General features: G+C 57.1%; 11 protein-coding genes and 1 other RNA gene. 6 read left to right on the top strand and 6 right to left on the bottom strand.

Features of this window, described 5'->3' with window-relative positions; genetic code table 11:
• Positions 1 to 253 precede the first annotated feature (253 nt).
• Positions 254 to 982 carry a MerR family transcriptional regulator gene (locus tag NI40_RS09460; protein ID WP_033145300.1) on the bottom strand — a complete coding sequence of 243 codons (729 nt, stop codon included), beginning with the start codon at positions 980 to 982 and terminating at the stop codon, positions 254 to 256.
• A 188-nt stretch (positions 983 to 1,170) separates the two neighbouring features.
• Positions 1,171 to 2,391 carry a diguanylate phosphodiesterase gene (locus tag NI40_RS09455; protein WP_039262103.1) on the bottom strand — a complete coding sequence of 407 codons (1,221 nt, stop codon included), beginning with the start codon at positions 2,389 to 2,391 and terminating at the stop codon, positions 1,171 to 1,173.
• Positions 2,392 to 2,727: 336 nt separating this feature from the next.
• Here NI40_RS09455 and ycgZ point away from each other — a divergent pair, with 336 nt between their 5' ends.
• From ycgZ to fdhF, 4 genes are all read left to right on the top strand, one after another.
• A complete protein-coding gene (ycgZ, locus tag NI40_RS09450) occupies positions 2,728 to 2,967 on the top strand; it encodes a regulatory protein YcgZ (protein WP_029739771.1) in 240 nt (79 codons plus the stop codon).
• 4 nt (positions 2,968 to 2,971) lie between these two features.
• On the top strand, positions 2,972 to 3,292 hold the full coding sequence (locus NI40_RS09445; protein WP_033145299.1) for a hypothetical protein: 321 nt from the start codon (positions 2,972 to 2,974) through the stop codon (positions 3,290 to 3,292).
• 29 nt (positions 3,293 to 3,321) lie between these two features.
• Positions 3,322 to 3,600 (top strand): biofilm development regulator YmgB/AriR family protein, encoded by a 279-nt coding sequence (locus NI40_RS09440; RefSeq protein WP_039262102.1) that lies wholly within the window; start codon positions 3,322 to 3,324, stop codon positions 3,598 to 3,600.
• A 191-nt stretch (positions 3,601 to 3,791) separates the two neighbouring features.
• Positions 3,792 to 5,942, top strand: a complete 2,151-nt coding sequence (gene fdhF, locus NI40_RS09435; RefSeq protein ID WP_039262096.1) for a formate dehydrogenase subunit alpha — start codon at positions 3,792 to 3,794, stop codon at positions 5,940 to 5,942.
• Positions 5,943 to 6,030: 88 nt separating this feature from the next.
• On the opposite strand, the gene NI40_RS09430 is transcribed toward fdhF, so the two are convergent.
• The 3 genes from NI40_RS09430 to ydiJ form a co-directional block, all read right to left on the bottom strand.
• A complete protein-coding gene (locus tag NI40_RS09430) occupies positions 6,031 to 6,225 on the bottom strand; it encodes a YdiH family protein (protein ID WP_003857766.1) in 195 nt (64 codons plus the stop codon).
• An 85-nt stretch (positions 6,226 to 6,310) separates the two neighbouring features.
• Positions 6,311 to 6,721 carry a 1,4-dihydroxy-2-naphthoyl-CoA hydrolase gene (menI, locus tag NI40_RS09425; protein ID WP_023311321.1) on the bottom strand — a complete coding sequence of 137 codons (411 nt, stop codon included), beginning with the start codon at positions 6,719 to 6,721 and terminating at the stop codon, positions 6,311 to 6,313.
• Complete coding sequence (gene ydiJ / locus NI40_RS09420) at positions 6,718 to 9,774, bottom strand: D-2-hydroxyglutarate dehydrogenase YdiJ (RefSeq protein WP_039262095.1); 3,057 nt, start codon at positions 9,772 to 9,774, stop codon at positions 6,718 to 6,720. The genes menI and ydiJ overlap by 4 nt, the downstream gene beginning before the upstream one ends.
• A 199-nt stretch (positions 9,775 to 9,973) precedes the next feature.
• Between ydiJ and ydiK the strand changes: the two genes are divergently transcribed.
• Together ydiK and rprA are read left to right on the top strand one after the other, a co-directional pair.
• Entirely contained in the window at positions 9,974 to 11,089 is a 1,116-nt protein-coding gene (ydiK, locus tag NI40_RS09415; protein ID WP_023311319.1) for an AI-2E family transporter YdiK, read from the top strand.
• A 209-nt stretch (positions 11,090 to 11,298) separates the two neighbouring features.
• Positions 11,299 to 11,406, top strand: an RNA gene (rprA, locus tag NI40_RS22720) — antisense sRNA RprA.
• 5 nt (positions 11,407 to 11,411) lie between these two features.
• Here rprA and NI40_RS09410 read toward each other — a convergent pair.
• Positions 11,412 to 13,787, bottom strand: a complete 2,376-nt coding sequence (locus tag NI40_RS09410; RefSeq protein WP_039262094.1) for a glycoside hydrolase family 3 N-terminal domain-containing protein — start codon at positions 13,785 to 13,787, stop codon at positions 11,412 to 11,414.
• Positions 13,788 to 13,790: the final 3 nt, after the last annotated feature.

The following is a 13,790-nucleotide window of genomic DNA, read 5'->3' as shown; positions in this document are numbered from 1 at the left end:
ACTTCAACCCTCTGTCAGCAGGGGCATTCGGCTAAACCGCCCTTTTTGCCTACTTTTATTAAGCATAGACCCTGTGAGAGGATGCAGTCAGGATGGATGTATTTGTTCAATGCATTGATTAATAATGCATTTCGTCGCGGCATTTATGACAGGGAAGAGAAAAGTAAAATATGCATCGGAAATGCCTATTTTTGAGATAGCTTTTGCACAGAAAATGACAAAAACAAAAAAAGGCCCTCAAGGCCTCTGTTAATCAGTGATGAAATGAGACAGCAAACCCCTGTTCACGCCAGTGGTCGAGCTGTTCCTGCTGGCGAGGCGTTGGGGATTTCCCCGTCCAGACGAAGATTTTTTGCCCAGGGAACAGTTCAGGACGCGGCGAATCAATAGGTTCCGCCAGGACGTCAATGTGCCAGCCCTTCTGCGATAGGCGCGCGGCTTCCAGCCACAGGTGGGTGCGGTCATCGCATTCCCAGCCAATCAGAAGCGCGTCTTTACCAGCTTTTTTGCGGGATTCCGCCAGGCTTGCAATCGCGAATTCGATCAGGACGCCGTCAAACAGGCTCGCCATGTGGCGCACGGTGTTTTGATCCTGATTCATGCGCTGACGAACGGGAGAAATAATATTGTCAATCAGCGCATCTATCGCGTGATCGCGGCGGAATTCGCCCATTTTGGCGCGCAGCTTTGCCGGGCTGGCGTAACGCAGAACGGTCATCATTTCTTCCTGGAACGAGACCCAGTTGCCCTGAGTCAATACTTCTTTGTTTTCCAGCAAGGCTTTGACTTTTCCGACCGAGACGCCGCTTTTCATCAGGCGCTTGATCTCTTCTATGCGGAGGATATCTTCATCGTCAAACTGACGATGACCCCCTTCGCTGCGCTGCGGCTTCAACAATCCATAACGGCGCTGCCAGGCACGCAGCGTAACGGGGTTGATACCGCATCGTTCGGCCACTTCGCCGATACTGTAATAGGCCATTAACTCCCTCACGCTCAGAACTTCCATACCTAACTGCACCAACCTTATCAGATTGTACACACCATTTGTATAACTAAGACCGCATTTTGCTCAGGTGAATGGGCTACTCCTCCCTTCACCTGTTAATACATTGTTGTATAAAATTTACCATTCGTACAGTTAACTCTGCCGTAATGTGTACAGCTTTATCAGAAGTCGAACTTTTTCTCCGGCCACGCAATCGCGGGAATACCGCCGTGTCGCGGGCTGGCAAAAAGATGTCCCTGAAACTGGGAAATCCCGGCGGATTCCAGCCACATCCACTCTTCAGCCTTCTCTACTCCTACCGCGCAGAACTGGATCTCAAGCGAGGAGCAGCATTTAATAATCGCCTGAATTATGGCCTGTCGGGGGCCACTTTTATGCACGTTCGCGACCAGATCGCGATTAATCTTAATTCTGTCCGGCTGGAACTGCGCCAGCAGCTGCAGCCCGGCAAAACCGGCGCCAAAGTGATCGATCGTCACGCTGATACCCGCGCTTTTTAACTGCCTGACCGAATCCGTGAATTCATCAAAACGGGAAATGGCTTCGCTCTCGGTGAACTCCACCACAATTTGCTCGGGTACAAACCCATTGGCTTCAATCGCGGTGAGCAGGAAATCCACGGCGTTGGGAATGTTGACCAGCGTCATGGGCCGCAGGTTGAGGGATAACGTCTGGTCCTGTAGCCCCAGCGCGCTGGCCATGGAGAGCGCCACCTGCTTGCTGTGTAAATCAGAGGCGTACACCTCGTCACGCGGCAGATTGGCAAAGTAATCTCCCGGTGCGCCGCCGTCAGGCGTGCGGAGAAGCGCCTCCCAGGAGACGACCTGCTGCATAAACGGATCGACTATCGGCTGGAACGCAAAGCTGCAATCCGCCCCTTTCGCGACCACTTCGGGCTGCGCGGACAGGCGCGTTTCTTCGCGAACGAACTCCCAGGAATCCGCAGGCGGCAGTTCAAAATAGTTCGCTTTTTCCGTGGCCTCGACAAAGGTGCGGAAAAACTGCAGCGGGCGGTCGTTATACGTCAGCTGATAGCGTGTGGTCCCCCTGTTGAGCACCTGCTGCAGCACTTCTTCCCTGTCGAAGTGGCGCAAATCAAAAAGCTCCATGCCCACGTTGCCAAAACGCCGGACAGGTCCGTGATCGCGCATCAGCTCCACCACGTTATGGTGGCGCGGGTCGTTGCAGATCTGCTCATAGATAGCAGAGACGTGTTCTACTGGCCCTTCAAGCAGCTGAAAAAAATGTGTGCCGTTAAACAGCAGGATCCCCGTGACATTGGATTGCCGGTTTTTACTATTTGCTGCAGCGACCATGGCTTCCAGCGCTTTCACTGGAACGTCCTCGCAGATATGGCTGCGGTAAATGATGGTTGTGAGCATGCGATTCCTGGGGTTAGGGTTTTGGCCACAAAAAGGTGGATAAGTATCATTTATAGCACATTCATTGCCTGACAAATAATTTACATCTCAATCATTTACGGCAGTTAATGAAACATTTTTCTGCGCTGTACAACTTACCAGTGTCAGACCTTTTTGTACAATATATCCTGTAACATTACCGGTTCACACCAACTAATTAACCATCTGAAAATAAAGCAATTTATAAAATATATCCTAAAAACATTAAAAATCTGTACATTTTAAGTGTACAGATTTAAGAATTGTGTATACCTTAATTGTAACGTTAGTGATTACAAAATTTTACAGGAGCGAAACATGCAGCAGAAAGGTTACGCCACAGATTCCGCAGCAGCGATCGCACAGTACTTCGAAAAGGCGGCGCTTCCTACTCAGCAGGAGACGCTGGGCCAGGTGGTTGTCGAAATCCTCAGCGACGGGCGAAACCTGAATCGCAAATCGCTCTGTACCAAACTGCTCAGCCGCCTCGAAAGGGCCGATGGTCCGGAAGAGGAAGAGCACTACCACATGCTGCTTGGTCTGCTCTTCGAACGGTAACGTGATGAATAGCAGTGACGCAGACCGACTGATCGACACGCTTATCGGTGAAGCCGTTCTCTCTCTTCTGAAAGAGCGGGGGCCAGTGACAACCGAAGGATTGCTGCAGCGTCTGCGGGTAATGAAAGAACATGAAAAGGATCCCCGGCGGCGGGAGACACTTGCGGTGGTGATTGCCGAGATCGGCTCAAACAGCATCGCCTTTACACGTCGCAGAACCGCGCAAGGACGAACGAACAGAGAGGGACCTCTCAACGATAACAGAGACAATGTAGTGCCGTTATTTGGAAGTGGAAAACCGTCCGACCCCAAAAAAATACATTGACTGCAATTTAACAGCTACGGTGAGAACAAATGAGACAAAATATTCAGCTTCAACCCGAATACCACTCTGCTTTTTTAGACAGTGCGCTGGCGGAATATTTCCGTCATGCAGGCGATCGTTTTGCTGAAGAGTCCGCTATTTTTTCTACTGCAGTACGCTGTGTTCTGGCCTCCGAAGGCCATCTGTCCAACAAAGCGATCATCCTCTGGCTCATTCAGACGCTGGAAGCGACCCGTGACGTTGTCCAGGCGGATGTGATTCGCAAGACGCTGGAAATTGTCGTGGGCCACACCATGGACGACCTGTAATTTCACGGCTCCTCATCCTGCTTTCGTGTCATCGTCAAAACTGACGAACAGCCTGACGATGACACGCGCCTTCCCCGCTTAACACCCTGTAAAACCAGCAAAGCCAACCTGGCACGGTTCCTGCTTACCTCTGCTTACGGGACTGGGTTTTCCAGTCAACTTTGCTTCATTTCTTAACAGGTCTGTTATTGATGAAAAAGATCGCCAGCGTCTGCCCCTACTGCGGTGCAGGCTGTAAATTAAACCTTGTCGTTGAAAATAACCGCATCATCCGTGCCGAAGCCGCAGAAGGCGTCACAAACCAGGGCACCCTGTGTCTGAAAGGCTTTTACGGCTGGGACTTCCTCAACGATACCCGTCTGCTCACCCCGCGCCTGACCCAGCCGATGATCCGCTACCGCAAAGGCGAGGCATTCACTCCCGTTACCTGGGAAGAGGCTATCCGCTACACCGCGCACAAACTCAGCAGCATTAAAGCGCAGCACGGGCCGCGGTCGATCATGACCACCGGATCCTCTCGCGGAACCGGCAATGAAACAAACTATGTGATGCAAAAATTTGCCCGCGCGGTGCTGAACACCAACAACGTGGACTGCTGCGCGCGCGTCTGTCACGGCCCTTCCGTGGCCGGTTTACAGGAAACGCTCGGCAACGGGGCGATGAGCAACTCAATCAACGATATTGAAAACTCAAAATGCCTGCTGGTGTTTGGCTATAACTGCGCGGACTCCCACCCTATCGTCGCCCGACGCGTGCTGAAAGCGCGGGAAAACGGCGCAAAAATTATCGTCTGCGATCCGCGGCGCATTGAAACGGCGCGCATCGCCGACCAGCATCTGCAGCTGAAAAACGGCAGTAACATGGCGCTGGTAAACGCCTTTGGCTACGTGCTGCTGGAAGAGGAGCTCTACGACAAAAGCTACGTGGCGCGCTTTACCGAGGGGCTTGAGGCCTATCGCCAGACGGTGAAAGACTATGCGCCGGAGAAGGTTGAGCATCTTACCGGCATTCCCGCCCGCGACGTTCGCCAGGCGATGCGTACCTTCGCGGCGGCCCCTTCCGCCACCGTGATGTGGGGGATGGGCGTGACCCAGTTTGGTCAGGCCGTGGATGTGGTCAAAGGGCTTTCCAGCCTGGCGCTGCTGACCGGCAACCTCGGCCGCCCTGCCGTCGGCGTCGGTCCCGTGCGCGGGCAAAACAACGTTCAGGGCGCCTGCGATATGGGCGTTCTGCCGAATATGTTCCCCGGCTATCAAGATGTGACCGATCCGGCGGTCAGGCAGAAGTTTGCCGATGCATGGGGAATCGACGTCAATAAAATGGACGATCGGGTCGGAACGCGCATTACCGAGGTGCCCCATCTGGCGCTGGAAGGCAAGGTCAAGGCCTACTACATCATGGGGGAAGATCCGCTTCAGACCGAAGCCGATCTCGGTCTCGTTCGCAGCGGTTTTGAGGCGCTCGACTTTGTGGTGGTTCAGGACATCTTTATGACCAAAACGGCAGAAGTGGCGGACGTCCTGCTTCCTGCCACCTCCTGGGGTGAACACGGCGGCGTCTTTACCTGTGCCGATCGCGGATTCCAGCGTTTTGGCAAAGCCATTGAGGCTAGCGGCAACGTGAAGCGCGACTGGGAGATTATCAGCCTGCTCGCCACCGAGATGGGCTACCCGATGCATTATGACTCCAACCAGCAGATCTGGGACGAGATGCGCGAGCTGTGCCCTCTCTTCTATGGCGTGACGTATGAAAAAATGGGCGAGATGGGCCACGTGCAGTGGCCGTGCCCGACGCTGGATCATCCGGGAACGCCGTACCTGTACAAAGACAATCAGTTCGACACCCCAACCGGTAAAGGGCAGCTCTTTGCCGCCCCGTGGCGCGCGCCGGCGGAAACCCCGGACGCGGATTTCCCGCTGGTGCTGTGCACGGTGCGTGAAGTGGGGCACTACTCCTGCCGCTCGATGACCGGGAACTGCGCCGCGCTGCAAAGCCTGGCCGATGAGCCGGGCCGGGTGCAAATGAACCCAGCCGATGCGCAAAGGCTGGGCATCGCGGAGGGCCAGCTGGTCTGGGTGCGCTCGCGTCGCGGCAAAGTGATTACCCGCGCCAGCATTAGCGAGCGTATCAACGCCGGGGCGGTCTACATGACCTATCAGTGGTGGATTGGCGCCTGCAACGAGCTGACCCAGGATAATCTCGATCCCATCTCCAAAACGCCGGAAACGAAGTACTGCGCGGTGCAGCTGGAGGCGATTGAGGACCAGCGCTGGGCGGAGGATTTTGCGGCGTCGGCGTATCAGTCCATGAAGTCGCGGCTGATCAACGCCGTCAATGTCTGAGGAAAATATCGGGTGGCGTCACCGCCACCCGATACTGAATTTCAGACACAAAAAAGGCCGCACTCGCGGCCCTTTTATTCTCATGTACTCAATGGACGTGAACGCCCAACCGCCAGGCAAAGTAGATCTCTTCTTTCAGTTCATTCGAAGAGAGCGCCAGCAAATCTGTAAATTCCAGCTCAAGCTGTTTCAGCTTTTTCAGGTACTGCGCCGGAGACAGGTTGCTCTTATCGCGACGTAAATATTCAATTGCCAGCTGTGTTGGGGTTATTTCAGTATCCATGATGTCCTCGCTTATGTACAAAACCTGACCAGTATATCACAACGGACTGGCTAGTTTTTGACCAAAGGCAAAACATCTGAAAACTTTACACAACCGCCGTGGTCAGCCGCGACGAGCAGCACAGGCGATCCTGCTCATCGAGAATATCTATCTGCCACACCTGATGGCGGCTTCCGGCGTGCAGCGCGCGGCAAACACCGCGCACGCGCCCGCTGCGCACCGAGCGAATGTGGTTAGCATTCACCTCAAGTCCGACAACCTTCTGCTCCCCTTCGGTACAGAGATACCCCGCCACCGAGCCCAGCGTTTCGGCCAGCACGACGGAGGCCCCGCCGTGCAATAAACCAAACGGCTGGTGGGTGCGACTATCGACGGGCATGGTGGCCTCAATCTCATCGTCGCCAATGCGGATGAACTGGATATCCAGCAGCCCCACCATATTCCCCTCGCCCATGGCGTTCAGCGCCTGCAGCGTCACGGCACGTTTCCAGATCATCCAATTATCTCCAGTAAAGCCTGCAATGGGTGACGCACACCGTTACCTTCTACCCGTTTTACCTGGCTGCGACAGGAGTAGCCCGTCGCCAGACAGCGGTTTCGCGGCAAACGCTGCATCGCCTGATGCCAGGACAGCTCATAGATGCCGAGCGAGTTGGCGTGGTTTTTCACTTCGTGTCCGTAGGTTCCGGCCATCCCGCAGCAGCCTACGTTGACGCTCTCCAGCTTCGCCCCGAAGCGGGCAAAAACGGACGCCCACTGCGCGGGGGCACCCGGCAGCGCGGTCACTTCCGTGCAGTGGCCGAACAGATACCACGGTTCACCGCTGACGTCCTGAACGGCTTTATCTACCAGCGCCACCGGAAGCCACTCGTGCACCAGCATGACGTTGAAATCACCGCGCTTATCGCCCAGCGTCTGCTTGTATTCATCGCGATAGCAAAGCACCAGCGCCGGATCGACGCCAACCATCGGTATCCCGAGTTGCGCCACGCGGTTTAAGAAGTCAGACGTTTTCTGCGCGGTCTTCGCAAATCGGTTCAGGAAACCTTTAATGTGCTGCGCCTTGCCGTTGGGAGAGAACGGCAGCACCACCGGCTGGTAACCCACCTTCTCCGCCAGACGGACGAAATCGGCCACGACCTGCGCATCGTAGTAGCTGGTGAACGGATCCTGCACCACCAGCACCATACTGGCTTTTTGCTCCGGAGCGAGCGCCTCCAGCTGTTCCAGGGTCATGTTCGCCGAACGGTGACCGACGAGCTGGCGCTGCAGAGACGGCACCGACAGCAGCGGCAGATCGACCATACCGATGTGTTTTTCGGAGAGCTTGCGCACCAGCGGCTGGTTGATAAAGAAGTTGAAGGTCTTTGGCGCACGCGCCATCAGCGGCGCGTAGCTTTCCACCGTCGCCACCAGATGGTCGCGTACCGGGCGGAGGTATCGGGTGTGGTAAAGCTGCAGGAAACGCGAGCGGAATTCCGGCACGTCGATTTTAATCGGGCACTGGGTGGAGCAGGCTTTACAGGCCAGACAGCCGGACATCGCCTCTTTCACCTCGTGGGAGAAATCATACTCGCCCTTGTTGGCATGCCAGCTGTTGCGGGTGCGCTCAATCAGCGAGCGCAGGCTGGCCCGTTTTTCCGGCAGCTCCTGCTCCAGCTTGAGCGGATCCACCCCGCGGTCGGCCAGCAGACGCAGCCACTCGCGCACCAGCGTCGCCCGCCCTTTCGGCGAGTGAATACGGTTGCTGGTGATTTTCATCGACGGGCACATCGGGCTTTTCACATCAAAGTTAAAGCACAGGCCGTTGCCGTTGCACTCCATCGCGCCGCGCCAGGACGAGCGCACCGCAATCGGGATCTGCCTGTCGTAGGTGCCGCGCTTGACGGCATCCACCTGCAGCATCGGGGCATCAACACCCTCAGGCGGGCAGATTTTACCCGGGTTGAGGCGGTTATGCGGGTCGAACGCCGCTTTCACCTTACGCAATTCCGCGTAGAGCTGTTCGCCGAAGAATGCCGGGCTGTATTCCGCGCGGAACCCTTTCCCGTGCTCTCCCCACAGCAGACCGCCATATTTGGCGGTTAAGGCCACCACGTCGTCGGAGATCTGCTTCATCAGGATCTCCTGCTGCGGGTCGCACATGTCCAGCGCCGGACGCACGTGCAGTACCCCGGCGTCGACGTGGCCGAACATGCCATAGCTCAGGCCGTGGCTGTCCAGCAGGGCGCGAAACTCAACGATATAATCCGCCAGATGCTCGGGCGGCACGCAGGTATCTTCGGCAAAGGGAATAGGCTTCGCCGCCCCTTTCGCATTGCCGAGCAGGCCCACGGCTTTTTTACGCATCGCATAGATACGCTCAATCCCGGCCAGATCGTTACAGAGCTGCCAGCCGATCACGCCGCCTTCGCCCTGCGCAATCAGCTCGTCCAGCCGCTGGCAGAGCGTGGTGACCTGGCGCTCAATCAGCTCCGCATCATCGCCGGCAAATTCCACGATGTTGAGACCGAGCATCTCTTTGTCCGGCACGTCGGTAATGAGGTCGCTTACGGAGTGCCAGACAATATCTTCCCGGGCCAGATTGAGCACCTTAGAGTCGACGGTTTCCACCGACAGCGCCTGCGCTTGCACCATAAACGGCGCATTGCGCAGCGCGGAGTCGAAGGAGTCATATTTGACGTTCACCAGACGGCGCACTTTCGGCAACCGGGTGATATCCAGCCGCGCTTCGGTAATAAACGCCAGCGTTCCTTCGGAGCCGGTCAGCACGCGGGTTAAATCAAACTGGGTCAGGTCATCGTTGAAGACGTGACGCAGATCGTACCCGGTCAGGAAGCGGTTCAGTTTGGGGAATTTATCGAGAATAAGCTGGCGGTTGTCGCGGCAACGTTCCAGCACGGTACGATAGATGCGCCCGCTGGCGGTGTTGTCTTTGCCCAGCGTTTCCGCCAGTTCAACCGGCATCGGCTGGGTATCGAGAATATCGCCGCCCAGCAGCACCGCACGCACGCCCAGCACGTGATCGGAAGTTTTACCGTAGACCAGCGAGCCCTGCCCGGAGGCATCCGTGTTAATCATCCCGCCAAGGGTCGCACGGTTGCTGGTGGAAAGCTCAGGGGCAAAAAAGTAGCCGTACGGCTTGAGATACTGATTAAGCTGATCTTTGATGACGCCCGCTTCGACCCGCACCCACCCCTCTTCCGAGTTGATTTCAATGATGCGGTTCATATAGCGCGACATATCAACAATGATGCCCTGGTTCAGCGCCTGACCGTTGGTTCCGGTGCCGCCGCCACGCGGCGTGAAGACCAGCGAGGCAAACCGCTCCTGCGTGGCCAGCCGGGCAATAAGCGCGACGTCGGCCGTTGAACGGGGGAAAACCACGGCATCGGGAAGAAGCTGGTAGATACTGTTATCGGTCGCCATCGTCAGCCTGTCGGCATAGTTCGTGGCGGTATCACCTGTAAAACCCTGTTGCTCCAGTGCCTGCAAAAAATTAAGCACCAGCTGAACGACGCCAGGTGCCTGAGAAATCTGTGGGATCATGACTGTCGACCCTAATTAGAGTTGTATGAAATCGTTTGCGTGTATCTTAAAAGTTTTATCACATTTTTTTCTTATAATCTCTGCTGAATTACAGGCAGAATTCGCCTGTTAAAAACCGCTGAGATCATTAATGATTAAAGAGACGCGGTTTTCCGTTCCCGCCAGTCGTACTGGCGTTCTTTTAAGGAAAGTTTCATTTATGGTCAATCTTCGCCAGCCCAGGGATGTTGCGCAAATTTTGCTGTCGGTGCTGTTTCTGGCCCTCATGATTATTGCGTGTCTGTGGATTGTTCAACCCTTTATTCTCGGCTTTGCGTGGGCAGCGACCGTTGTCGTGGCCACGTGGCCTTTGCTGCTGCGCTTGCAGAAGCTGCTGTTCGGCCGTCGCGGGCTCGCCGTGCTGGTCATGACGCTCCTGCTGTTCCTGCTGTTTATTATTCCGATTGCCCTGCTGGTAAATAGCCTGGTGGATTCCAGTGGCCCGGTTATTCGCGCCATTAGCAGCGGCGACCTGACGCTGCCGGATCTCGCCTGGCTGAACAGCATTCCGGTGGTGGGCTCCAAACTCTACAGCGGCTGGCATAGTCTGCTGGAGATGGGCGGCAGCGCGCTGATGGCAAAAGTCCGCCCGTACATTGGCACCACCACCACCTGGTTTGTCGGTCAGGCGGCGCATATCGGCCGCTTTATGATGCACTGTACCCTGATGCTGCTCTTCAGCGCCCTGCTCTACTGGCGCGGCGAGCAGGTGGCTTTAGGCGTTCGTCACTTTGCCACCCGCCTGGCGGGCAAACGCGGTGACGCGGCGGTGCTGCTGGCCGCGCAGGCCGTGCGCGCGGTTGCGCTGGGTGTGGTGGTCACCGCGCTGGTGCAGGCAGTGCTGGGCGGGATCGGTCTGGCGATTTCCGGCGTACCGTACGCCACCGTGTTCACCGTGGTCATGCTGATGACCTGTCTTGCACAGCTGGGACCGTTGCTGGTGCTGGTCCCCAGCATTATCTGGCTCTACTGGACGGGCGATACCACGTGGGGAACGGTGCTGCTGGTCTGGAGCTGCGTGGTCGGCACCATGGATAACGTAATTCGTCCGATCCTTATTCGCATGGGCGCAGACCTGCCGCTGATCCTGATCCTCTCCGGGGTCATTGGCGGATTGATTGCCTTTGGCATGATTGGCCTGTTTATTGGCCCGGTGCTGCTCGCCGTCACCTGGCGTCTGTTCTCTGCCTGGGTGCATGAAATTCCGCCGCCGGGAACTGACCCGGACGTGATTTTGAGCGAACTGGAAGAGCTGGAAGAGAAGAACACGCATTAAGGTATGCTGCCGGGTGGCGTTAACGCTCACCCGGCCTACACTCTCTCGCATGATACTTAAACACTGCTAAAGTATTTATTCGTTGCTCACTGGTCAGACCCGCCTTTTCAGCAGTAAGTCTGCTAATAACCTCAAGAATTCTTTACGTCTCTTTAACTATTGAGACGAATCCGATCGACGCTAAATAACACAATGCCTACTATTAGCACACGGTTATAAATCAACACCTTGATTTATAAGCATGGAAATCCCCTGAGTGAAACAACGAATTGCTGTGTGTAGTCTTTGCCCATCTCCCACGATGGGCTTTTTTTTATCCAGACTACGCGCGTTGAACCTCACAGGTACTGAGCATCCGCCACTCAGCCGGCAGCACCCGCGTTTCCCCTGTCGCATTGACCGTCACCGCCTCGCGGATATCCGCCGACGATGCGCCAACCTGCAGCTCAAACTCGCCCGGCTCGACGATGCGTTTTCCGTCGCGACGGGTGAAGTTGAACATCTCAACCGGCAGCGTAAAGGTGAGCGTGGCGGTTTCTCCCGGCGAGAGCGTGACGCGCTGGAAGGCCTTCAGCTCCTGAAGCGGCCGCACCTGCGTGGCGACCTTATCCCTGACGTAAACCTGCACCACCTCGCTGCCGCTGCGCTCTCCGGTATTGGTGATATCCACGCTCAGCCTCACCTCACCGTCGACCGGTATGCTGCTTTCGGCGACGCGGACAGCGCCCCAGCTAAACGTCGTCCAGCCGAGGCCGAATCCAAACGGGTAACGTGAGCCGAAATGGAACGCAAACGGCGTGCCGCCGCTTTTGAGCTTGTGATTGTAGTAATACGGCATCGCACCGGCGCTTTTCGGTACGCTCACCACCAGACGACCCTGCGGCTCCGCACGCCCGGTTAACACGTCCGCAATCGCCCAGCCCCCTTCCTGCCCCGGCGCCCAGGCCATCATCAGCGCCGCGACCTTATCTTCCAGACCCTGCAGGTTGTATGGACGCCCCCCGGTCATCACCACAATCACCGGTTTACCGGTGGCGACCAGCGCTTCCAGCAGCTGTTGCTGCACGCCCGGCAGGTTCAGGGAATCGGTATCGGAACCTTCCCCCACGGTACCGCTCTGGAACAGCCCGGCGAGATCGCCCACGCAGGCCACCACCACGTCACTCTCCTGCGCGGCGTTCACGGCCTCGGGGATCGGGGCGGTACTTTGCGATACCGGCGACTGCTGCATCGGTTTGCCGCCGCTGTCGCCAGGGAAGACCGGCGCGCCCGCTATCCGTTTTTCGATGATGTGGCACCCTTTGGCATAGCGGACGTTCGATGCACCGAGATACTGCTCCAGCGCCGCGCGCGGGGTCGTGACCTGCGAGGTCTCTTCCACCATATCGCTGATGATCAAATGCACCGGGAAGCTGTAGCCGCTGAGTAATGCCAGCGGATCGTCTGCCGTCGGCCCCACTACCGCCACGCGGGGTTTGCCGCCGAGCGGTAAAATGCCGTTGTTTTCCAGCAGCGTGACCGATTTTGTCGCCACCTCCCGCGCCACCTGGCGGGTCATATCGTTTTGCAGTTCAATACCGTTTTCATCCGCGTACGGCTTTTCAAACAGCCCCAGACGGAATTTTTCCGTCAGCACGCGCGCCACAATCTCATCGACCTTCGCCATAGAGATCAGCCCGCGCTCTACCGCTTCCGCCAGATGCCGCGCGCAGTCGTCTTTCGGCAGCTCAACGTCCAGCCCGGCGTTGAACGCCAGCGCAGCAGATTCGGCCGCGTCGTGGGAAATCCCGTGGTGCTGGTGCAGCAGGCTGACGCCGCCGTAGTCCGCAACGATAATCCCGTCGAATCCCCACTGCTCTCGCAGGACGGTGGTCAGCAGGAAGCTGTCGCTGTGTCCCGGCTGGTTATCAATATCGTGGTACGCGGGCATAACCGAACCGGCGTTTGCCAGCTTGACCGCCATTTCGAACGGCAGCAGGAAGGTGTCGTTCAGCTCGCTGAACCCCAGGTGGACCGGCGCATGGTTGCGCGCTCCTTCGCTGAACGAATGCCCCACGTAATGCTTGAGCGTCGCCAGCAGATCGCGCTTATCGCCCTGTAAGCCCTTCACGTAGGCGGTCGCCATTACGCCCACCAGCCAGGGATCTTCCCCGAAGGTCTCTTCCGTTCGCCCCCAGCGCACGTCGCGTGACACGTCCAGCACCGGCGCCAGCCCCTGCTGGCAGCCGACGGAGCGCGCCTCTTTGCCAATCTGCTCTGCCGCCCGCTGCACCAGCTCCGGATCCCAGGTCGAACCGTAGTTCAATGACGACGGGAACAGGGTGGCGTCTTTGCACAGCAGCCCCACCAGACACTCCTCGTGGAATAGCGCCGGAATGCCGAGCCGCGTCTCTTCCATCATCATGCGCTGCAGGCGGTTCGCGGCGCGCACGCCGGTCTTCGCGTCAACGATGTGGGTGCCCAGCGGCCGCGTGATCTGCCCGACGCCCAGCTTGAGCCGCTCGCTGAGCGCAGCCTGCTCGCTCACGCCGGCGAATTCGTCACTCAGATCGCTGCGCTCGCGATGGTTACCGTTTTCATCGAGGATCAGCCAGTACGCGTGCATCTGGGCGAACTTCTCTTCAGGGGTCATACGCGCCAGTAAATCGGCGACGCGCTCGTGCACGGGACGTCCAGCGTCCTTATAGATAGCTGTCATGTT

It is taken from the genome of Enterobacter sp. E20, from assembly GCF_000801755.2.
GTDB lineage: Bacteria > Pseudomonadota > Gammaproteobacteria > Enterobacterales > Enterobacteriaceae > Enterobacter > Enterobacter asburiae_B.
The sequence above is the reverse complement of the archived record's forward strand: the minus strand, read 5'-3'. Positions and strand labels throughout refer to the sequence as shown.

What these genes read in the sequence shown, in the direction of transcription:
- NI40_RS09460 (WP_033145300.1), bottom strand. Translation starts at nt 982, where the DNA reads ATGGCCTATTACAGTATCGGCGAAGTGGCCGAACGATGCGGTATCAAC.
- NI40_RS09455 (WP_039262103.1), bottom strand. Translation starts at nt 2,391, where the DNA reads ATGCTCACAACCATCATTTACCGCAGCCATATCTGCGAGGACGTTCCA.
- ycgZ (WP_029739771.1), top strand. Translation starts at nt 2,728, where the DNA reads ATGCAGCAGAAAGGTTACGCCACAGATTCCGCAGCAGCGATCGCACAG.
- NI40_RS09445 (WP_033145299.1), top strand. Translation starts at nt 2,972, where the DNA reads ATGAATAGCAGTGACGCAGACCGACTGATCGACACGCTTATCGGTGAA.
- NI40_RS09440 (WP_039262102.1), top strand. Translation starts at nt 3,322, where the DNA reads ATGAGACAAAATATTCAGCTTCAACCCGAATACCACTCTGCTTTTTTA.
- fdhF (WP_039262096.1), top strand. Translation starts at nt 3,792, where the DNA reads ATGAAAAAGATCGCCAGCGTCTGCCCCTACTGCGGTGCAGGCTGTAAA.
- NI40_RS09430 (WP_003857766.1), bottom strand. Translation starts at nt 6,225, where the DNA reads ATGGATACTGAAATAACCCCAACACAGCTGGCAATTGAATATTTACGT.
- menI (WP_023311321.1), bottom strand. Translation starts at nt 6,721, where the DNA reads ATGATCTGGAAACGTGCCGTGACGCTGCAGGCGCTGAACGCCATGGGC.
- ydiJ (WP_039262095.1), bottom strand. Translation starts at nt 9,774, where the DNA reads ATGATCCCACAGATTTCTCAGGCACCTGGCGTCGTTCAGCTGGTGCTT.
- ydiK (WP_023311319.1), top strand. Translation starts at nt 9,974, where the DNA reads ATGGTCAATCTTCGCCAGCCCAGGGATGTTGCGCAAATTTTGCTGTCG.
- NI40_RS09410 (WP_039262094.1), bottom strand. Translation starts at nt 13,787, where the DNA reads ATGACAGCTATCTATAAGGACGCTGGACGTCCCGTGCACGAGCGCGTC.